A 21,046-nucleotide genomic window follows, 5' to 3' on the forward strand; every position below is an offset into this window, starting at 1 on the left:
GAGCCTACGCGCCCGACCTCACGGAAGCCCGAGCCCGCGCGGCCCGGCAACGGCCGAAGGCTCCCCGCGTCCCGCGCGGTGGGCGCGGGCGGCGGGGAGCCTTCGGGAGAGGGGCGTCAGAACGCGTCGATCGCGGCGTTCAGCGTGGCCGACGGCCGCATGACCGCCGCGGCCTTGGCGTCGTCGGGGCGGTAGTACCCGCCCACGTCGGCCGGCCGGCCCTGCACGGCGATGAGCTCGGCGACGATCTTCTCCTCGTCGCTCGCGAGCGAGCTCGCGAGCGGGGCGAAGGCCGCGGCCAGCTCCGCGTCCTCGGTCTGCTGGGCGAGCTCCTGGGCCCAGTACAGTGCGAGGTAGAAGTGCGAGCCGCGGTTGTCGATCGTGCCGAGCTTGCGCCCGGGCGAGCGGTCGAGCTCGAGGAAGGTGGCCGTCGCGGCGTCGAGCGTCGCGGCCAGCACGCGGGCCTTGGCGTTGTCGGTCGTCTGCCCGAGGTGCTCGAACGACGCCGCCAGCGCGAAGAACTCGCCGAGCGAATCCCAGCGGAGGTAGTCCTCCTCGATGAGCTGCTGGACGTGCTTCGGGGCGGATCCGCCCGCGCCTGTCTCGAAGAGCCCGCCGCCCGCCATGAGCGGGACGATCGAGAGCATCTTCGCCGACGTGCCGACCTCGAGGATCGGGAAGAGGTCCGTGTTGTAGTCGCGCAGGACGTTGCCCGTGACCGAGATCGTGTCGAGACCCTGGCGGATCCGCTCGAACGACAGGGCGGTCGCGGCGGCCGGCGCCATGATCCGGATGTCGAGGCCGTCGGTGTCGTGCTCGCCCAGGTACTCGGTGACCTTCGCGATGAGCTGCGCGTCGTGCGCGCGGTTCTCGTCGAGCCAGAAGACCGCGGGCGTGCCGGAGAGGCGCGCACGGGTGACCGCGAGCTTCACCCAGTCGCGGATCGGCGCGTCCTTCGTCTGGCAGGCGCGCCAGATGTCGCCCGCCTCGACGTCGTGCTCGATGACGACCTCACCGGATCCGGTCACGATGCGCACCGTGCCGGCCTCCGGGATCTCGAAGGTCTTGTCGTGCGAGCCGTACTCCTCGGCCTTCTGCGCCATGAGGCCGACGTTCGGCACAGTCCCCATCTCGCGGGGGTCGAGCGCGCCGTGCGCCTTGCAGTCGTCGATCGCGGCCTGGTAGACGCCGGCGTAGGACGAGTCCGGGATGACGGCGAGCGTGTCGGCCTCCTCGCCCTCCGGGCCCCACATGTGGCCGCCGATGCGGATCATGGCGGGCATCGAGGCGTCGATGATGATGTCGCTCGGCACGTGCAGTCCCGTGATGCCCTTGTCGCTGTTGACCATCGCGAGCTTCGGCCCGGCGGCGAGGCGTTCGTCGAAGGCGGCGCGGATCTCGGCGCCGTTCGGCAGGGCCGACAGGCCCGCGAAGATGGCGCCGAGGCCGTCGTTCGCCGAGAGGCCCGCGGCCGAGAGGTCGTCGCCGTACGCCTCAAAGACGGGGGCGAAATACGCGCGCACGACGTGGCCGAAGATGATGGGGTCGCTGACCTTCATCATGGTGGCCTTGAGGTGGGCGGAGAACAGCACGCCGTCCTCCTGGGCGCGGCGCACCTGCTCCGCGAGGAACGCGTCGAGCGCCTTCGCGCTCATGAAGGTGCCGTCGACGACCTCGCCGGCGAGCACCGGCAGCGCGCTCTTGAGCACGGTGGTCTCGCCCGAGGCGCCGACGAGCTCGATGCGGAGCGTGTCGTCCGCGGGGGAGACGTACGACTTCTCGTTCGAGAAGAAGTCGTTCTCGCCCATCGTCGCGACGCGGGTCTTCGAGTCGGGCGACCATGCGCCCATGCGGTGCGGGTGCGCCTTGGCGTAGGCCTTGACCGCGCCGGGCGCGCGGCGGTCGCTGTTGCCCTGTCGGAGGACGGGGTTGACGGCCGAGCCCTTGACCTTGTCGTAGCGCTGGGCGATGTCCTTCTCGTCCTCGCTCTGCGGGTCCTCGGGCAGGTTCGGGACGTCGAAGCCCAGCTGCTGGAGCTCCGCGATCGCGGCCTTGAGCTGGGGGATCGAGGCCGAGATGTTCGGCAGCTTGATGATGTTCGCCGACGGATCCTCGGCGAGCTCGCCGAGCTCCGCGAGCGCGTCGCCGATGCGCTGGTCGTCCGCGAGGCGCTCGGGGAACTGCGCGAGGATGCGGCCCGCGAGCGAGATGTCTCGCGTCTCGAACTCCACGCCGGCCTTCTTCGCGAACGCCTCGATGATGGGAAGCAGCGAGTAGGTCGCCATGAGCGGCGCCTCGTCGGTGTTCGTGTAGATGATCTTGGACATGCTTCGGTGGCGCTCCTGATGTCGGGGTGTGCCGGTTCGGCCCAGCAATCTCTCGACATCAAGATACCAAGCTCGCGCCGCGCGGCGCAGGCGCGTGTCCCGCGGCGGGCCTCAGGCCGCGGCGCGCGCGATCGCGTCGGCGAGGTACGGGCCGATGCTGCGCGCCCACGTCGCGGTCGTGTGCCCCGCCGCGTCGCGGTAGACGAGGACGCCCCCGATGATCCCGTCGCAGGCCTCCTCGGTGCAGTAGAGGTCCGTGAGGTCGACGACCGGGACCCCGGCGCCCTCCGCCGCGGTCTGGAGGGTGTGCTCGGGGCCGAGGGCCGCCGCCGCCGCCGTGGCGCACGCGCTCGCGGGCGAGACCCCGAGGCGCGTGGTGCACGCGATCGCGTCCTCGGACGGGAGGGGGTTGTCGGCGACCACGACGACCGTCGTGCCCGCCCCCGCGATCGCCTCGAGCATGGCCTGCTGCGACGGGACGTCGGGCGAGTACGCGCGGGAGGACGTCGCGATCACGAGGTCGTAGTCGCCGGAGGTGAGGCGCGCGTTGATGTCGCCGCGCGCGCGCGAGCAGTCGTCCGCGACGTCCGCGTTCTCGCGGAGGATGCACCCTCGCCCGACGTAGGTGTCGAGCGACCACTCGCGGTCCGCGAGCTGCGGCTCCAGCCCCGGCAGCAGCGCGGCGGCGTGGCTGTCGCCGACGAGCGCGACGCGCGTCGCGTCCGGGTCCTCGGATCCGTAGTGGCAGGTCTGCATCTCTACGTCGGTCGTGGAATAGCAGGCGTAGGCGCCGCCGGTGTCGTCGAGGAGGTCCGCGGGGGCCGGGGCGAGCGTCTCGATCGAGGCGTCCGCGCAGGCGTCCGGGTGCGCGGATGTGCCCGCGCCGCGGCAGTCGATCTCACCGTCCGCCGTCTCGACGACGGCCGCGGTGGCGGCCCCGGCCGGCGCGCGCACGGCGTCGACCGCGACGAACGCGGCGGCCCCCCCGAGCCCGACGACCGCGAGCGATGCGATGGTGGGCAGCCACGCCCGCGTGGGGGCCGCGATCGCGCCTTGCCGGCGGAACCACGTGGCGCGGCGGGCGGGATCCTCGACGAGGTGGTAGCTCGCGACCGACAGGATCGCCGTGGCAGCGAGGGCGACGACGCCGTAGGCGACGCTGCCCGCGGGGAGCAGCGTGACGAGGAGGATCGCGACGGGGAAGTGCCAGAGATAGAGGCTGTACGAGATGTCGCCGACGTAGGTGACGGGGCGCACCGTGAGGGGCGCGGGCCCGCGGTATCCGCCGCCGCCCGCGACGATGACGAGCAACGCGCCGGCGACGGGGAGGAGGGCGAGGGGCGCGGGCCAGAGCGGGGAGTCCCCCGAGACGACGGCGAGCGACAGGGCGATGAGTAAGAGCCCGCCCCACGCGAGCGCGCGCCGGAGTCCGGGCGAGAGCGCGAGCGCGGGGGCGAAGGCGAGAAGCGCCCCGACCCCGAGCTCCCACGCGCGCGAGAAGGTCGAGAAGTACGCGACGGCCGGGTTCGTGGCCGTCTCATAGAGCCCCCACCCGAAGGACGCCGCGGTGAGCAGCGCGATTGCGACGACGGTTGCACGGCGGGCCGACACGAGGCTCTTGCCCGCCCGCGAGGTGGCGAACACGACGATGGCGAGCATCAGCCACGGCCACACGAGGTAGAACTGCTCCTCGACGCCCAGCGACCAGAAGTGCTGCAGGGGGGACGGCGGCGTGCCCTGCGCGAAATAGTCGACGCCCTCGGCCGCGAACCGCCAGTTGCCGACGAACAGCGCGCTGAACACGCCGTCGATCGCCACGCTCTTCGCCTCGGACCGCCCGAGGAGCACGACAGAGGCCACGACCGTCGCGAAGATGACGATGGCCGCGGCGGGCAGGATCCGCTTCGCGCGCCGGGCGTAGAACCGGCGGAACGAGATGCGCCCCGTGCGATCGATCTCGCGCAGCAGCAACCCGGTGATGAGGAAGCCGGAGATCACGAAGAAGACGTCCACGCCGGCGAAGCCGCCGCGCGGCCAGGCGAAGACGTGGTCGGCGATCACCGCGAGAACGGCGACGGCGCGCAGCCCCTGCACATCGAGGCGCGGCGCGTGCGCGGGGGCGGGGGCGGGAGCGGCGGGGGGCATGTGCGCCGATTATAGGGACGCTGGCCGACAGGCGCGTGCGGGCGTCAGCCCGCGAGCGCCTTCTGGATCCGCTGCACCGAGACCGTCTCCGCCGTGCCCAGCCGTTGGGCGAACAGCCCCACCCGCAGCTCCTCGAGCATCCACCGGGCGCGCTCGAGGCGCGGATCCGCGTCCTCGCCGAGCGGAACGGTGCCGCCCGCGTCCTGGAAGGCCCGGGCGGCGCGTTCGAACTCGGTCATCCACGCGCGATCGCGGCCGGGCGCGTCGGGGAGGGCAGCCAGCCGGATCCGCGCCCCCTCGAGGTACCGCGGGAGGTGGCGCAGGCGCTCCATGCCCGTCTGCGTCACGAAGCCCGCGTGCACGAGGCCCGCGACCTGCGCCCGGACGTCGCTCAGCGCGCCGAGCAGCGTCATCGATGTCGTCTTCTTCAGGTCGCGCTCGACCTCGCGCCACAGCGTGAGGATCTTTGCGACGAGGGAGACCGCGGCGAACACGTCCTCGACGGATCCGGCGGTCACCTCGGCGCGCAGCGCCTCGAACGCGGCGCGATCGCGCACCGCGCCGTGGCGGGCGATCGCGGCGTCGAAGAGGGCGGCCCGGCAGTCCTCGATGACGGCCTTCGGCGACGGCGCGGGCGCGGCGGCGAGGGCGAGCTTCTCGGCCGAAGAGAGGTGCTCCTGCACGTAGGACACGGGGGAGGGCACCGTCATCAGGAGGAGCCGCCGGAGGCCCCTCCGCGTGAGCCGCGCGGCCTGATCCGTCGTCGCCTCGAGGCGCACGGCGACCGAGGTCTTCTCGTCGACGAGCGCGGGGAAGCCGCGCACGATGCCGCCCGCGACGCGGGTGTCGACGGAGGCGGGGAGCTCCCCGAAGGTCCAGTCGGTCAGGCCCGCGGTCTCGATGGGCGCGGGCGCCGGTTGGGCGGCGCGCCCCGGTCGCGGCGCGGGCGCCTCGAACTGGCGCGCGACCGAGTCGCGGGCGCGCCCCGACAGCTCGCGCTGCAGCGACGCGAGGTCGCGCGAGGACCCCGCGCGGCGACCGCGGGCGTCCACGGCGCGGAAGGACATCGTGAGGTGCGCCGGCACCCGCGCGAGGTCGAAATCGCTCGCGGATACGCGCTGGTTGGCCTGGCGCTGCACGAGCCGCGCGAGCGCGTCGGCGAGCGTCGTGGCCGGCCGCCCGTCGGTGTCCTCGGGGCCCAGCCCCCGCAGCTCTGCCGAGAATTTTTCCGCCCAGTCGGCGGCGGGCACGACGTGCCGGCGCATCGCCTTCGGTAGCGCCTTGAGCATCGCGGTCACGAGCTCGTCGCGGAGCCCGGGCACCTGCCAGTCGAAGCCGGCCGGCTCCACGCTCGCGAGCAGGGCGAGCGGAATGACGGCCGTGACGCCGTCGTCGTCGGCGCTGGGCTCGAAGCGGTAGGCGAGGTCGAGCCGTTGGTCGCCCTGGCGCCACGTCGGCGGGAAGTCCCGGGCGTCGGCGGTCGCCTCGCCGTCGAGGAGGTCCGCCTCGCGCATCGAGAGCAGGTCGGGCCGGTCCGCGCGCTCGCGCCGCCACCAGGCGTCGAAGCTGCGCACGTCGAACACGTCCGCGGGGATCCGCTGGTCGTAGAAGGCGAACACGGCCTCGTCGCCCGCGAGGATGTCGCGCCGGCGCTCGCGCTCCTCGAGCTTCTCGAGCCGACGCCGGAGGTTCGCGTTCTGGCGGAGGAACGCGGTCGCCTGCTTCGGGAGCGCGTGCGGATCCCATTCGCCCTCGACGAGGGCGTGCCGCACGAACATCTCGCGGGCCGCGGGGCGGTCCACGCGCGCGAACTGCGCGCGCCGGCGCGGCACGATCTCGACGCCGAACAGCGTGACCTTCTCGTAGGCGATCGCCGCGCCCTGATCCTTCGACCAGTGCGGCTCCGAGAACTGGCGCTTGACGAGGTCGCCGGCGAGCTCCTCCGCCCAGGCCGGGTCGATCGCGGCGGCCGTGCGCGCGAACAGGCGGGAGGTCTCGACGAGCTCCGCGGCCATCACGGCCTTCGGGCGCTGCTTTTTGAGCGCGGATCCGGGGAACACCTGGAACGACACCCCGCGCGCCCCACGGTACTCGGCGGTGCGGCGGCCGCGCGGCCCTTGGCTCTTGCGCGTCTCGCGCTCGTCGAGCACGCCGATCTGGCTGAGAAGGCCCGCGAGCAGGGCGCGGTGGAGCGCGTCGGCGTCGGCGGATCCGGTCGCGGCCGACGCCCCCTCGGTCGCGCCGCGGGTGAGGGAGCGCAGCTGGCGGTGCACGTCGAACCACTCCCGCACGCGCACGTAGTTGAGGAACTCGGATCGCACGAGCCGTCGGAACGCGCTCGACCCGAGCTCCCGCTGCTGCTCCCGCAGGTAGTTCCACAGGTTGAGGAGCGACAGGAAATCGCTCGTCGGATCCGCGAACCGCGCGTGGGCGGCGTCGGCCTGCTCCCGGCGCTCCTCGGGGCGCTCGCGCACGTCCTGGATCGAGAGGCCGGCGACGATGGCGAGCACGTCGCCCGCGACGCCGCGGCGCTCGCCCTCGACGATCATCCGCGCGAACCGCGGGTCGATCGGCAGGCGCGAGATCTGGCGCCCCGTCCGGGTGAGCCGCGGATCCGCTCCTCCCCGCCCGAGCTGGACCGCGCCGAGCTCCGTGAGCAGATCGAACGCCGCCTTCACGCCGCGCCCGTCCGGGGGCGTGAGGAACGGGAACGCCTGGATGTCGCCGAAGCCGAGCGCGAGCATCTGCAGCACGACGGCGGCGAGGGAGGTGCGGAGGACCTCCGGATCCGTGAACTCGGGGCGCGAGGCGAAATCGGCGTGCGAGAAGAGGCGGATCGCGACGCCCGCGCTCGTGCGGCCCGCGCGGCCCGAGCGCTGCTGCGCGGAGGCCTGCGAGACCGGCTCGATCGGGAGGCGCTGGACCTTGGCGCGCGCGGCATAGCGGGAGACGCGGGCGGTGCCGGCGTCGATGACGTACTTGATGCCGGGCACGGTGAGCGAGGTCTCCGCGACGTTCGTGGCGATGATGACGCGGCGCCTCACACCGGCGACGCGCGACGGCTCGAACACGCGGTGCTGCTCCGCCGCGCTCAGCCGGCCATAGAGCGGCAGCACCTCGGTCGGGGCGGCGTCCTTCGAGAACGCGCCCCGCACGGCGTCGGCCGCGTCGCGGATCTCCGCCTCGCCGGGGAGGAAGACGAGGACGTCCCCGCGGGGCTCGCGATCGAGCTCCCTCAGCGCCTCGACGATCGCCTGCACCTCGTCGTCGACGTCGTAGGGGCGCTCGTCGACGTCCGCTTCCGGCGCCTGGTCGGCGTCGGGCCGGCCGATCGGCCGATAGCGGATCTCGACGGGGAAGGTCCGGCCCGAGACCTCGATGACGGGGGCGGGCGTGCCATCGGGCGAGGCGAAGTGTCGCGCGAATGAGTCGGGATCGATCGTCGCCGACGTGATGATGACCTTGAGGTCCGGCCGCTCCGGCAGGATCCGCTTCAGGTAGCCCAGGAGGAAGTCGACGTTGAGCGAGCGCTCGTGCGCCTCGTCGATGATGATCGTGTCGTAGCGCGTGAGCAGGCGGTCGCGATGGATCTCGTTGAGAAGGATCCCGTCGGTCATGAGCGCGATCCGGGTGTCGTCCGACACCTGGTCCGTGAAGCGCACCTTGTATCCGACCGCGCCGCCGAGCGGCACGCCCATCTCCTCCGCGACGCGTTCGGCGATCGTGCGCGCGGCGAGGCGGCGCGGCTGCGTGTGGGCGATCCGCTCCCGCCCGAGCGACAGGGCGATCTTCGGCAGCTGGGTCGTCTTGCCGGATCCCGTCGCGCCGGCGACGACGACGACCTGGTGGTCCCGGATCGCGTCCGCAATCTCCGCGCGCGCGGCGCTGACGGGCAGCTCGGGCGGGAACGACAGCACGGGTTCGGACATAGCGTTTCAGTCTATCCGCGACCGCGCGCCGCACGCGCGTCATATTCCGGACACGTGGGCCCGCTACCTTCGGGGAGATGAAGCTCGCGGACGTCGATCCGTTCATCGGAACGCAGCCCACCGACCTGCCTCAGCCGACGGGGCTCGCGGCCACCTGGTGGTGGCCCAAGCCCCAGATCGGGAACACGCACCCCGGCGCGACGTACCCGCTCGGCATGGTCTCCGCGTGCGCCTACTCGGGCGCGTACCCCACCGGGTACGGCGAGTACGCGCTGTCGACGGAGGGCGTGCCGCCCCGCATGCGCGAACGCCCGGTCGCGAGCGGGGTGACGCACTTCCAGCAGTCCGGCACGGGCGCAATCCGCAAGTACTACAACTACGTGCGTGTGACCCCGATGATCGACCGGCTCGACGAGCTGGGCCGGGAGTGGGAGATCACGGAGGAGGCGGCGTCCCCCGGCGCCTACGCGTTCACGCTGTCCAACGGGATCCGCGGCGAGGTGACGGTGGGGCCGAAGTCGGCCGTTCACCGCTACACCTTCCCCGAGACCGCCGACGCGCGCCTCGTGATCGACCTCTCGGTCGGCGGCCTCGACATCCCGTACGGCGCGACCGTGCCGCTCCGGGCCCACCTCGAATCGCTCGACATCGGCCAGGCCCAGGGGGAGATCGTCGTGGAGGGCACGCCGCTCGCCCTGCACATGGAGGCGGACACCCCGCACTGGCGGCAGCTGCTCTGGTACGACCGGCGGCTCATGCCGGGCGGGCGCCGCCTCGACTTCGACGCGATCCGCCCGACGACCATGCGCCCTTTCGGGCTCATGTGGCAGGGCTCCGTCACGGCGGGCCAGACGATCGAGTTGCGCATCGGGTTCTCGCTGCGCGGCGTCGACCAGGCCCGCGCCAACCTCCTCGGCGACTGCCCCGGGGGCACGGGATACGACGCCCGCCACGCCGCCACGCGGGCCGCCTGGTCGCAGCACCTCGACCCCATCGCGGTCGAGGGGCGCACGGACGCCGGCGCGCCCGATGCCCGCACTGTCCTCGGCACCGCGATGTATCACTCCTTCATCAAGCCGGCGATCGCGCCGAACGAGAGCCCGCAGTGGCCGACGCCCGGGCCCTACGCCTTCGACATCTGCACGATGTGGGACATCTATCGGACCCAGCTGCCCCTCGTAAGCCTCCTCGCGCCCGAGCGCAGCGCCGACCTGGCCAACGCGCTGATCCAGGTGTGCGAGGAGGAGGGGAACTTCCCCATCGGGTACCGCATGGCGAAGGGATCCGACCGGTTTTCCCGCCAGGCGTCGGGGCTCGCGCACACGATGCTCGCGGACCTGTGCGCCGCGGGGGTGCCCGGGATCGACTGGGACTGGGCCCTCGTCCACATGCTCGCCGACCTCCGGCGGGCCTACGGCGAGGACTTCCTCACCGGCGGCCGCGCCGAGCCCATCAGCCACACCCTCGACATCGCCTTCGCCTACTGGTGCACGGCGCGGGTGGCCGAGCGGGTGGGCGACGCGCGAGTCGCGGCCGAGTGCCGCCTCTTGGCCGGCCGCTGGCGCAACGCCTTCGACCCCGGGACGGGCCTCCTGCGCGAGTCCACCTTCTACGAGGGCACGAAGTACAACTACTCCTACCGGCTCACCCACGACATGGCCGGGCGGATCGCGCTCGCCGGGGGAGACGAGGCCTTCGTCGCGATGCTGGACCGCTTCTTCGGGTACGGCGCGGATCCCGTCGTCCAGCCGGGCGTGAACCCGTCGGGCGAGGAGATGGAGGCGGGCTATGCGCTCGGCCGCTTCGAGGGCCTGAACAACGAACCGGACATGGAGGCCCCGTGGGCCTACATGTACGCGGGCCGGCCCGACCGCACGGCCGAGATCGTGCACGCGGCGCTCACGAATATGTTCGGGGTCGGGCGCGGGGGGCTCCCGGGCAACGACGACTCGGGCGGCCTGTCCTCGTGGGTCGTGTGGGCGAGCCTCGGGCTCTTTCCCGTCGCGGGCCAGGACCTCTTCCTCGTGAACGCGCCCGCCTGGCCGGAGGCCGGCATCGACCTCCCGTCCGGCGAGCACCTCCGCGTGGAGGCGGTCGGGTTCGCGGAAGCGGGCGCGGGCGGGGGCCCGCGCTACGTGGTCGGCGCGCGGTTCAACGGCGAGGACCTGGACCGCGGGTGGCTGACCGGATCCGAGGTGCGCGGCGGGGGCGTGCTGCGCCTGGAGCTCGCGGCGCGACCGGGCGAGTGGGCGCGCGAGCACCGCCCGCCCTCGTACCCGTCCGAGGCCGCCGAGGTCACGCGGCGGCTGTGACGACGGACGTTCATCCGGCCCGTCCCCAGCCGTAACACGCCGGGTGCACCCGCGTTACACGCGGAACGTAGTCTCGGGCCACCCGGCACACAGTGAGGAGCCATCATGCACCGTCGACTCGTCATCGTTGTCCGAGCGGATCCGGTGATCTGCGGACACTCGGGAGAGGCACGAAATCTCGCGGAGGCCGCGATCGCGCGCGGCTTCGAGGAGGTCCGCATCGTCACCTGGCCGATCGAGCGCCTGGAGGCCGCGGGCCTGCCGCTGAAGCCGCTCGACACGGTCATGCCGTACAGCCCCGGCATCACGGTCGAGCGGCCGGACCCGGTCGGCGACTACAAGGTCGTCGACGGCCGCTACATCGGGGGTCTCGTGGGGCGCCTCGTGGAGCTGTTCACGGACGGGGTCCCGACCGTCGCGATGTCCCTGTACCTCTCGCCGCACACGACCGCCGTCACCGACGCCGTCGAGGTCGCGCGCCGGACGGGCCTTCCCGTCGACGTCGTGACCATCGCGGAGGCCGTGGGCTCCGACGTCACGAACGTCGTGCGGCAGTGCGTGATCGAGGACCGCTTCGGCGCCGCCGCGCACGTCCTGGAGGGGTACCTCGCGAGCGACGTTTGCGTCGCCGTCAGCCAGTACACGAAGGACCTGATCGTCGAGGAGGCACAGCGCCTGGACGAGCGGCACGGCACGGCTTACGCGCGCCGCTGCACCGAGCGGATCGACATCTCGTATCCCGCGATCGATTCGTCGCTGTTCCTCGACCTGGACCCGGCCGAGGTCGAGGCGCGGCTCGCGGCGCGCGGCCTCGTGCGCGACGGATACGTGTTCTACCTCTCGCGCCTCGCGGCGGCGAAGGGCGTGGACGACCTCATCGACGGTTTCGCGGCCTCGGCCGCGACCGACAAGAAGCTCGTCATCGCGGGGCGCGGACCCGAGGAGCAGGAGCTGCGCGACTACGCGGCGGCGTCCTCGGCCGCGGACCGGATCGTGTTCCTGACCGACGTCGACGACGCGGAGAAGCCGTTCCTGTTCGCGGGCGCCGTCGCCTACGCCCTCCCGACGAAGCCGCGCCCGGAGTTCGTCGAGACGTTCGGGATCGCGCTGGCCGAGAAGGCGCTCGCGGGCGGCGGCCCGGCGATCACGACGACGACGGGCGGCGTGGGGGAGGCCGTGGGCGACACGGCGCTCATCGTCGACGTGGAGGCGCCCGCGCAGATCACGGCCGCGCTCGACCGGATCCTCCAGATGTCCTCCCTCGAGCGGGCGGACTGGGAGGCGAGGGCACGCGCGTTCGCGCTGCAGTTCGACCGGATGAACGTCTTCGATCGGCTGTTCGCGCGCGTGGCGCGCCGGGAGCGGGTCGCGGCCTGAGCGCGCGGGGCGCGGCGGGGCGGATTCTTTCCCGTCCCGTCCCGCCCCTGTCGCGCGGGCCTATCGTGGGGTCATGACCGTTCCCACCGTGACCCTCAACTCCGGCTTCGACATCCCGCAGCTCGGCTTCGGCGTCTTCCTCGTCCCCGCGGACGAGGCGGAGCAGGCCGTCTCCGAGGCGCTCGAGGTCGGCTATCGCCACATCGACACCGCCGCCATCTACCGCAACGAAGAGGGCGTGGGTGCCGCCATCGCGAAGAGCGGGATTCCGCGCGAGGAGCTCTTCGTCACGACGAAGCTCTGGAACGACCGCCAGGCGGGCGAGGAGCCGCACGCCGCGATCCGCGAGAGCCTCGACAAGCTCGGCCTCGACTACGTCGACCTCTATCTCACGCACTGGCCGACGCCCGAGAAGAAGACCTTCGTGAACGCGTGGGAGAAGCTCGTCGAGATCCGCGACGCGGGGCTGTCGCGGTCGATCGGCGTGTCCAACCACCTGCCCGAGCACCTCGACGCCGTCGTCGCCGCGACCGGCGTCGTCCCGGCGGTCGACCAGATCGAGCTGCACCCCGCCTACCAGCAGGCGAACGTCACCGCCTGGGGCGAAGAGCACGGCATGAAGACCGAGTCGTGGGGCCCGCTCGGCCAGGGCAAGTACCCGCTGTTCGAGAACGCCGCCGTCGTGGCGGCGGCCGAGGCGCACGGCAAGACGCCCGCGCAGGTCGTCATCCGCTGGCACCTCGACCGCGGCTTCATCGTGTTCCCGAAGTCGTCCCGCCGCGAGCGGATGGCGCAGAACTTCGACGTGCTCGACTTCGCCCTGTCGGCGGACGAGATCGCCGCGATCGACGCGATCGACCCGGGCGACGGGTCGGGCCGCGTGGGTTCCCACCCGCTCGAGTTCAACTAGGGCCTCGCAACGGGCGCCGGATCTCCTCGGGGGTCCGGCGCCCGTCGTCGTGCGGGCCTACAGGAACCAGCTCGGGAGCCAGAGGTGCGCCCGGTAGAGCGGCTCGGGGAGCGGCCAGCCCGTCCCGAAGGGCAGGAAGAACAGGGCGACGACGACCGTGGCTCCCAGGACGACCGAGGTCACGGCCCGCCGCGTGCGCTGCGCTGCGTCCGCTCGCGCCTGCTCGCGCTGGATCTCCCCGACCGAGGCATCGCGGAGCAGCACGAGCGGCCGCGGGGCCCGGATCCGCTGCAGCGCGAGCGCGTACGCGAGGGCCACGAACGGGAGGACCGTGACGGCGTAGAAGCTGAACATCGTGCGCCCCGGAAGCAGGAGCCACGGTGCGTAGGTGGCGGCGACGCCGACGAGGACGAAGGCCTCTGCCCCCCGCACAGGCCGACGCCGGATCGCGCCGCCGACGAGGCGGATCGCGAACGCGGCCACCGCCGCGGCGCCCAGCCACCACATGAGGGGGTTCGGGAGGGCGGCCATCAGCGCGACGCACTCCCTGCCGCCCGCGCACGATGGCGTCTCGCGGTACATCAGCGTGGGGTTCAGCATCGCGATCCACTCGATGGCGGGGCTCGCGTACGTGTGCGGCGAGTCGACGCCCGCGTGGAAGGCGAAGACCGCCCGGTGGTACTCGACGAGTGCGGCGAGCGGGTTCGCGGACGCTGCGCGCCCGTACCCGCCGGACGTGACGAGCCAGCCGCTCCAGGCGACGAGGTAGGCCGCGGCGGCGGGGGGCACGAAGAGGAGGAAGGTCGCGGGGCCCTGGCGGCCGATCGCCGAGGGCGCCCAGAGCCGGATCCCCGCGCGCCGCCGGTCGATCGCGTCGGCCGCGACGAGGGCGATGCCCACGACGGCGATCGCGTAGAGCCCGGACCACTTCACGGCGGTGGCGCACCCGAACGCGAGGCCCGCCGCGAGGATCCATGGGCGCGCCCAGACGACGGGCCCCGCGATCGGATCCCGCCCCGCCCCGGCCCGGATCGCGCGCGCGGTGCGGTCTCGGTCGAGGAGGACGAACCAGAAGCCCAGGAGGAGGAACACCGCGAGGTGCGTGTCGAGCAGCGCGACGCGGCTCATCGCGATCGCCAGGGGGTCGATCGCGACGAGGCCCGCGGCCACCCCCGCGATCGGGGCGGAGCGCGAGAGGCGCAGGCCGACGAGGTACACGAGCCCGACGAGGAGCGTCCCCGCGACGGCCGTCGCGATGCGCCAGCCGAACGGGCCGTCGCCGAACGCGGCCATCCCGAGCGCGATGATCCACTTTCCGAGCGGCGGGTGTGCGACGAACGAACCCGCGGCCGTGTAGCCGGACGTGTCGCCCGCCTCGAACGCCGGGTTCGGGTCCTGCCCCCACGTGCCCTCGTAGCCGAGGTGCCACAGCGTGAGCGCGTCCTTGACGTAGTAGGTCTCGTCGAAGATGAGGGCCTCGGGGCCGCCCACGCCCGGGATTCGGAGGGCCGCCGCGGCCGCAAGGACGGCGACGGGCACGGCCCAGCGGGCGAGACGCGCGGGGCTATCGGCCGGAGGGCGAACGGTCACCCGGCCAGCCTAGGCTGAGTCGCATGATCATCCTCGCGGGCACCCCGATCGGCAACCTCGGCGATGCGTCTCGCCGCCTCGTCGAACTGCTGAGCGAGGCGACGGTCGTCGCCGCCGAGGACACGCGGACCACGCAGCGCCTGCTCGCGGCCCTCGCGATCGACAACCGGCCGCGCCTGATCCCGCTCCACGACCACAACGAAAAGCGCGTCTCGCCGGAGATCGTCCGCCTCGCGCGCGAGACCGACGTCGTCGTGCTGAGCGACGCGGGCATGCCGACGGTCAGCGACCCGGGTTACGGCCTCGTGCGCGCCGCGCGCGAGCAGGGGGTGGAGGTCACGGCGGTCCCAGGGCCGAGCGCGGTGCTCACGGCGCTCGCGGTGTCGGGCCTGCCGACCGATCGCTTCGCGTTCGAGGGCTTCGTCCCGCGCAAGCCGGGGGAGCGGGCCCGCGCCTTCGCGGCCGTGGCGGCGGATCCGCGGACCCTCGTGTTCTTTGAGGCGCCGACGCGCACGGCGCAGACGCTCGCCGACATGGCCGAGGCGTTCGGCGCGGACCGGCCCGCTGCCGTGGCGCGCGAGCTGACGAAGCTCCACGAGCAGGTCGTGACCGGCACGCTCGCGGAGGTCGCGGCATGGGCCGAGGGTGGGGTCCGCGGCGAGGTGGTCCTCGTCATCGGCGGTGCGGCCGCGCGCGAGGTCCCGCTCGAGGACGCGCTCCGGCGGGTGCGGGAGCTCGTCGGATCCGGCACGCGCCTGAAGGACGCCACGCGCGAGGTGGCCCAGGCGACCGGCCACGCCGCGCGCGATCTGTACGAGGCCGCCCTGCGCGACGGGTGAGCCGTCAGCGCAGCGAGTGGTCCTGCTGGATCTCGTCCCAGACGGTCATCATGTGGTGGCGGGAGTGGGCCTCGGCGACGGCGCCATCGGCCTGACTGATGGCCGAGGCCACCGCCTCGTGCTCCTCCAGGGTGCCCGCGGCGGGCACCGACGGCGTCATTCCGAGGCGGGACCGGCCGGTCAGGACCTCGCGTACGGGCGCGCGCAGCGCGTTCAGCTGCGGGTTCCCACTGGCGGCGAGGAGCACATCGTGGAACGCGACGTCGGCGGCGAGGAAGGCGTCGCTCGCGCCGAGCCCGCGCGCGCCGAGGTGGCGGAGCTCCTCCGCGAGGCGCCGCAGCTCGGCCCGCTGTGCGTCGCTCGCGCGCTGGGCGGCGAGGCGGGCGGCCATCGGCTCGACGGCGACGCGGAGCTCCATGAGCGCCTCAAGCTGCTGCTGGCGGAATGGTCCGTGCAGGTTCCACCCGATGAGCTGCGGGGAGAACGCGTCCCACTCCTCCCGGGGGCGCACGGTGATGCCCACCCGCCGCCGGGCGGCGAGGAGCCCGAGGCTCTCGAGCACGCGCACGGCCTCCCGCACGACGGTCCGAGACGCCTGGAAGTCGCTCTCGAGGCGCGCCAGGGTGAGGACGGAGCCGGGCGGGATCTCGCCCGACGCGATGAGCGTGCCGAGGTCATCGACCACGCCGCCGTGGATGCCACCCGCCATCGGGTCCCCTCTCGCTTTCAATAGTGATACTTTACTGTGTCGATAAGTAATACTTTTTCGCCGAGCGCGTCCGCCGACGGATCGCGCCCGGACCGAATTCAACGGAGAATCCCATGACCGAAGAGTGGACTCAGACACTCGGAGCAGGGCCGCTGCTGGGCATCGCAGCCGGCGCCGTCCTGCTCATCCTGTTCCTCGTCATCAAGCTGCGCCTGCACGCCTTCCTCGTGCTCGTGCTCGTGTCGCTGCTCACCGCGGTCGCCGCGGGCATCCCCACCGGGGAGATCGTGAGCACCCTCGTGGGCGGCTTCGGATCCACACTCGGATCCGTTGCGCTGCTCATCGGCCTCGGCGCCGTGCTCGGCCGCCTCATCGAGTCCTCCGGCGGGGCGAAGGTCATCGCCGAGATGATGGTGCGCGTCTTCGGCGAGAAGCGCGCCGCCTTCGCGCTCGGCGTGACCTCGCTCATCCTCGGCTTCCCGATCTTCTTCGACGCGGGCCTTGTCGTCATGCTGCCGATCATCTTCGCGGTCGCGCGCCGCATCGGCGGGAAGAACCTGCTGCTGTACGGCTTCAGCGGCGCCGTGGCCTTCTCGGTCATGCACGTCTTCCTGCCGCCGCACCCGGGCCCCGTGTCGGCCTCGGAGTTCTTCGGCGCGAACCTCGGCGTCGTCCTGCTCATCGGTATCGTCATCGCGTTCCCGACCTGGTACGTCTCGGGCTACCTGTGGGGCAAGTTCGTCAACAAGCGCTTCCCGATGATCGTCCCGCCGCTGTTCGGCGCGAGCGACGACGACCAGCCCGCGAACCCGCCGAAGGCCGGCACCGTCATCGGGATCCTGCTGATCCCGCTCGTGCTGATCTTCCTCAACACGGGCCTCGACGCACTCGGCTCGATCGGCGTCGTCGACGAGACCCAGGTGTGGGTGCAGGCGCTCATGCTCATCGGAAGCTCGCCGATCGCGCTGCTCATCACGGTGCTCATCGCGCTCCTCGTGCTCGGGAAGTTCCGCGGCGAGAACGGCTCGGCGCTCGAGAAGCTCGTCGACTCGACGTTCGGTCCCGTCGCCTCCGTCATCCTCATCACGGGCGCCGGCGGTATGTTCGGCGGCGTCCTGCGCGCCTCGGGCATCGGCGACGCGCTCGCCGACACGCTGTCCGACCTCGGGCTGCCGATCATCTTCGCGGCCTACCTCATCGCCGTGATCCTGCGCCTGGCGCAGGGATCCGCGACCGTGGCCCTCGTGACGACGGCGGGCCTGCTCGCCCCCGCCGTCACCGGCGGATCGTTCAGCACCGTCGACGTCGCGGCGATCACGCTCGCCGCGGCCGCCGGATCCGTCTTCGCGAGCCACGTGAACGACTCGGGCTTCTGGCTCGTCGGGCGCCTCATGCAGATGGACGTCAAGACCACGCTCAAGACGTGGACGGTTCAGCAGGCGATCGAGTCCGTCGTCGGATTCGTCCTCGTCCTCGTCGTCTACGCGATCCTCTAGGAGGAGACATGTCCACCGACCTCTTCGACGTGTCCGGGCGCCTCGCGCTCGTGACGGGTTCCTCGCGCGGCCTCGGTCGCGCCCTCGCGACCGGTCTCGCGGAGGCGGGCGCGCGCGTCGTGCTCCACGGCCGCGACGCCGACCAGCTCGCCGCCGCGTCCGCCGAGATCGGCGAGGCGACGGGGACCGCGCCCGCGACCGTGCGTTTCGACGTCACGGACGCGGCCGCCGTCGAGGAGGCGGCGGCCCAGGTCGTCGCGGAGCACGGGGCGCCCGACATCCTCGTCAACAACGCGGGTCTGCAGCGCCGCGCGCCGATCTCGGAGTTCCCGGTCGCCGACTGGGACGCCGTGATCGCGTCGAACCTCTCGAGCATGTTCTACGTCTCGCGCTTCGTGACGCCGCACATGGTCGAGCGCGGCTCCGGCAAGGTCATCAACATCGGATCCGTGCAGTCCAAGCTCGCGCGTCAGACGATCGCCCCGTACTCGGCGTCGAAGGGCGGCGTCGCGCTGCTCACACAGGGGATGGCCGCCGACCTCGCGCGCTACGGCATCCAGGTCAACGCGATCTCTCCGGGCTACTTCGCGACCGACATGAACCGCGCGCTCGTCGAGGACGAGCAGTTCAACGGGTGGCTCGTGAACCGCACGCCGGCGCACCGGTGGGGCGACGTCCGCGAGCTGCGCGGGGCCCTGCTGTTCCTCGCGTCCGACGCGTCGAGCTTCGTCTCGGGCCAGAACATCGTCGTCGACGGCGGCATGACCGCGGTCGTGTGAGAAGGAGAGCACTGATGCGCACTGTATGGATCGATGGCAAGGACCAGATCGCCGTCCGCGAGGGCGAGGCGCCGGAGACGGGCGACGGCGAGGTCCGGATCCGCGTTCAGCGGGTCGGGATCTGCGGGTCCGACCTGCACTACTTCTTCCACGGCGCGAACGGCGAGTACATCGTGCGCGAGCCGCTGACGCCGGGCCACGAGCTTTCGGGCGTCGTGGACCATGATCCGTCCGGCGCCCTCGCGCCCGGGACGCCGGTTACGGTCCACCCCGCCCGGTTCGGGTCGGAGGTGCCGGGCACGGCGGATCAGCCGCACCTGTGGCCGGGCGGCTCCTACCTCGGGAGCGCCTCGACGTGGCCGCACACGCAGGGCGCGATGGCGGAGCTCCTCGTCGTCGACGCCGGCATGGTGCGGGTGCTGCCGGAGGGGCTCGGCGTCGACCGCGCCGTGCTCGCCGAGCCGCTCGGCGTCGCGCTGCACGCGGCGACCCGCGCGGGGGACCTCTCCGGGGCCCGCGTTCTCGTGTCGGGAGCCGGACCCATCGGCCTGCTCGCGCTCGTGGCGGCCCGCGCGCGCGGCGCCGCGCACGTCGTCGTGAGCGACGTGCTGCCCGAGCCGCTCGAGCGCGCCCTCGCGCTCGGCGCCGATCGCGTCGTGCGCGTGACCGAGGAGGCGCTTCCCGCCGAGGAGTTCGACGTCGTCTTCGAGTGCTCCGGCGCCCCCGTCGCGATCAGCGCCGCGGGGGTCGCCGCGCGCCGGCGCGGCGTCGTCGTGCAGGTCGGGATGGTGCCGAACGAGCCGATCGGCGTCAACCTCGCGCCCTTCATCTCGAAGGAGATCGCGCTCCGGGGCGCGTTCCGCTTCCGCGACGAGATCGACGAGGCGATCCGGATCCTCGCGGCGGACCCGCGGGTTGGCGACGTCGTGACGCACGTGATCGACGTGGCGGAGGTCGACCGGGCGTTCGAGCTCGCGCGCGACTCGCGGCAGTCGGGCAAGGTGGTCGTGTCGCTCGGCGACGCGGCCTGAGCGAGTCAGAAGGAGAAGGACCACAATGAGCGCACCCGACGTCGTCGTCGGCATCGACATGGGCACGACGGCGACGAAGGTCGTCGCGTACACGGTGGACGGCCGCGCGATCGCGCAAGCCTCGCACGGATACCCGCTGTCGGAGCCGCACCCGGGCCACGCCGAGCAGGACCCGCACCAGATCCTCGACGCCGTCTACCGCGGCGTTCGCGAGGTCGTGGCGGAGATCGGCGCGGCGCGGGTCGCGGGTGTCTCCTTCTCGAGCGCCATGCACTCGATCATGGCGCTCGACGCCGACGGCGCGCCCCTCACGCCCGTCGTGACGTGGGCGGACACGCGGGCCGCCGAGGACGTCGCGCGGCTGCGCGACTCCGGCGCCGGGCTCGCGCTGCACCGTCGCACCGGCACCCCGATTCACCCCATGTCGCCGCTGGCGAAGCTCATGTGGTTCCGGCGCACGGATCCGGACCTCGTCCGGCGCGCCGCGACGTGGGCCGGGATCAAGGACTGGGTGCTGTGGCGCATGGCGGGCGAGCTCGTCATCGATCACTCGCTCGCCTCGGCATCGGGCCTCATGGACATCCACGCGGTGCGCTGGGACGACGAGGCGCTCTCCCTCGCGGGGATCCGAGCCGACCAGCTCCCCGGACTCGTCCCCACGACCGCCGTGCTGCGGGGCGTGACCGCGGAGGCGGCGCGGGAGACGGGCCTGCCGCGCGACGCCGCGGTCGTTGTCGGCGCCGGCGACGGCCCGCTCGCGAACCTCGGGGTCGGGGCGGTCCGACCGGGCGTGGTCGCCTGCTCCGTGGGCACGAGCGGCGCCCTGCGGGTCGCGGTCGACCGCCCCGCCGTGGATCCGAACGGCGGCGTGTTCTGCTACGCGCTGACGGAGAACCGGTGGGTCACGGGCGGGGCCATCAACAACGGCGGGGTCGTGCTCGACTGGGTGCGCTCGGAGATCGCCGGGGGCGACGCGGGCCTGTCGACCGCGCAGCTGCTCGACGAGGCGATGACCGTTCCCGCGGGCGCGGGTGGGCTCGTGATGCTCCCGTACCTCCTCGGCGAGCGCGCGCCCCGCTGGGGCGGCGTCGCGCGCGGCGCGTACGTCGGGCTCACCCGCGCGCACCGGCGCGCGCACCTCGTCCGCGCCGCAGTCGAGGGCGTGGCCCTCCAGCTCACGCTCGTGCTGCAGTCCATGCGGCAGGCGGACCTGCCGATCTCGGAGATCCGCGCGACGGGCGGCGTGACGAAGCACCAGATCTGGCGCCAGACCCTGGCCAGCGCCTTCGGCGGCGCGATCGGCATGCCCGACGGGCACGAGGGATCCGGCTTCGGCGCCGCCCTGCTCGGCATGGAGGCGCTCGGCGCGATCGAGTCGATCGACGTGGCCGCCGACCTCGTACCCGTGCGCGACGTCGTCGAGCCGATCGCGGCGGACGCGGGCGTGTACGGCGAGCTCCTGCCGGTGTTCGAGCGCCTCTACGGCGCGCTGTTGCCCGCGAACATCACGCTCCAGGACATCGGCTCCCGCCTGCCGCTCGCGCACGGTGCCTGAGAGCCCGCGCGCGGGAGTCGCCGCGGGACACCCAATAGACTAGAGGC

The 21,046-nt window shown here is 72.8% G+C and carries 13 protein-coding genes; 8 read left to right on the plus strand and 5 right to left on the minus strand.

What is annotated here, in order from left to right; genetic code table 11:
* Nucleotides 1–116 precede the first annotated feature (116 nt).
* From GJQ66_RS00910 to hrpA, 3 genes are all read right to left on the minus strand, one after another.
* Nucleotides 117–2,327 carry an NADP-dependent isocitrate dehydrogenase gene (locus tag GJQ66_RS00910; protein ID WP_155047484.1) on the minus strand — a complete coding sequence of 737 codons (2,211 nt, stop codon included), beginning with the start codon at nucleotides 2,325–2,327 and terminating at the stop codon, nucleotides 117–119.
* Nucleotides 2,328–2,438: 111 nt separating this feature from the next.
* The gene (locus tag GJQ66_RS00915) at nucleotides 2,439–4,472 is read right to left on the minus strand and encodes an acyltransferase family protein (RefSeq protein WP_155047485.1); all 2,034 of its coding nucleotides are present in this window, start codon (nucleotides 4,470–4,472) and stop codon (nucleotides 2,439–2,441) included.
* Between the two features lie 44 nt (nucleotides 4,473–4,516).
* A complete protein-coding gene (hrpA, locus tag GJQ66_RS00920) occupies nucleotides 4,517–8,401 on the minus strand; it encodes an ATP-dependent RNA helicase HrpA (protein ID WP_155047486.1) in 3,885 nt (1,294 codons plus the stop codon).
* A gap of 77 nt (nucleotides 8,402–8,478) precedes the next feature.
* Between hrpA and GJQ66_RS00925 the strand changes: the two genes are divergently transcribed.
* From GJQ66_RS00925 to GJQ66_RS00935, 3 genes are all read left to right on the plus strand, one after another.
* A complete protein-coding gene (locus GJQ66_RS00925) occupies nucleotides 8,479–10,713 on the plus strand; it encodes a glycoside hydrolase domain-containing protein (RefSeq protein ID WP_155047487.1) in 2,235 nt (744 codons plus the stop codon).
* A 105-nt stretch (nucleotides 10,714–10,818) separates the two neighbouring features.
* Nucleotides 10,819–12,090, plus strand: coding sequence for a glycosyltransferase (locus GJQ66_RS00930; RefSeq protein ID WP_155047488.1), 1,272 nt, complete (start codon nucleotides 10,819–10,821; stop codon nucleotides 12,088–12,090).
* 73 nt (nucleotides 12,091–12,163) lie between these two features.
* Entirely contained in the window at nucleotides 12,164–13,000 is an 837-nt protein-coding gene (locus GJQ66_RS00935; protein ID WP_155047489.1) for an aldo/keto reductase, read from the plus strand.
* Nucleotides 13,001–13,057: 57 nt separating this feature from the next.
* Here GJQ66_RS00935 and GJQ66_RS00940 read toward each other — a convergent pair whose 3' ends face one another.
* On the minus strand, nucleotides 13,058–14,590 hold the full coding sequence (locus GJQ66_RS00940) for a phospholipid carrier-dependent glycosyltransferase (RefSeq protein WP_155047490.1): 1,533 nt from the start codon (nucleotides 14,588–14,590) through the stop codon (nucleotides 13,058–13,060).
* 23 nt (nucleotides 14,591–14,613) lie between these two features.
* Here GJQ66_RS00940 and rsmI point away from each other — a divergent pair, with 23 nt between their 5' ends.
* On the plus strand, nucleotides 14,614–15,429 hold the full coding sequence (gene rsmI / locus GJQ66_RS00945; protein ID WP_155047491.1) for a 16S rRNA (cytidine(1402)-2'-O)-methyltransferase: 816 nt from the start codon (nucleotides 14,614–14,616) through the stop codon (nucleotides 15,427–15,429).
* A gap of 4 nt (nucleotides 15,430–15,433) precedes the next feature.
* Here the strand turns inward: rsmI and GJQ66_RS00950 are convergent, their stop codons facing one another.
* The gene (locus tag GJQ66_RS00950) at nucleotides 15,434–16,138 is read right to left on the minus strand and encodes a FadR/GntR family transcriptional regulator (RefSeq protein WP_155047492.1); all 705 of its coding nucleotides are present in this window, start codon (nucleotides 16,136–16,138) and stop codon (nucleotides 15,434–15,436) included.
* A gap of 113 nt (nucleotides 16,139–16,251) precedes the next feature.
* Between GJQ66_RS00950 and GJQ66_RS00955 the strand changes: the two genes are divergently transcribed.
* From GJQ66_RS00955 to GJQ66_RS00970, 4 genes are read left to right on the plus strand one after another with little or no spacing between them, the layout of a single operon-like run.
* The gene (locus GJQ66_RS00955) at nucleotides 16,252–17,634 is read left to right on the plus strand and encodes a GntP family permease (RefSeq protein ID WP_155047493.1); all 1,383 of its coding nucleotides are present in this window, start codon (nucleotides 16,252–16,254) and stop codon (nucleotides 17,632–17,634) included.
* Between the two features lie 8 nt (nucleotides 17,635–17,642).
* On the plus strand, nucleotides 17,643–18,413 hold the full coding sequence (locus tag GJQ66_RS00960) for an SDR family oxidoreductase (RefSeq protein ID WP_155047494.1): 771 nt from the start codon (nucleotides 17,643–17,645) through the stop codon (nucleotides 18,411–18,413).
* Between the two features lie 14 nt (nucleotides 18,414–18,427).
* Nucleotides 18,428–19,444 carry an L-idonate 5-dehydrogenase gene (locus tag GJQ66_RS00965; protein ID WP_155047495.1) on the plus strand — a complete coding sequence of 339 codons (1,017 nt, stop codon included), beginning with the start codon at nucleotides 18,428–18,430 and terminating at the stop codon, nucleotides 19,442–19,444.
* A 25-nt stretch (nucleotides 19,445–19,469) separates the two neighbouring features.
* Entirely contained in the window at nucleotides 19,470–20,999 is a 1,530-nt protein-coding gene (locus GJQ66_RS00970) for a gluconokinase (protein WP_155047496.1), read from the plus strand.
* Nucleotides 21,000–21,046: the final 47 nt, after the last annotated feature.

The organism is Microbacterium sp. ZXX196 (assembly GCF_009709595.1).
In the GTDB taxonomy this organism is placed as follows: Bacteria; Actinomycetota; Actinomycetes; order Actinomycetales; family Microbacteriaceae; genus Microbacterium; species Microbacterium excoecariae.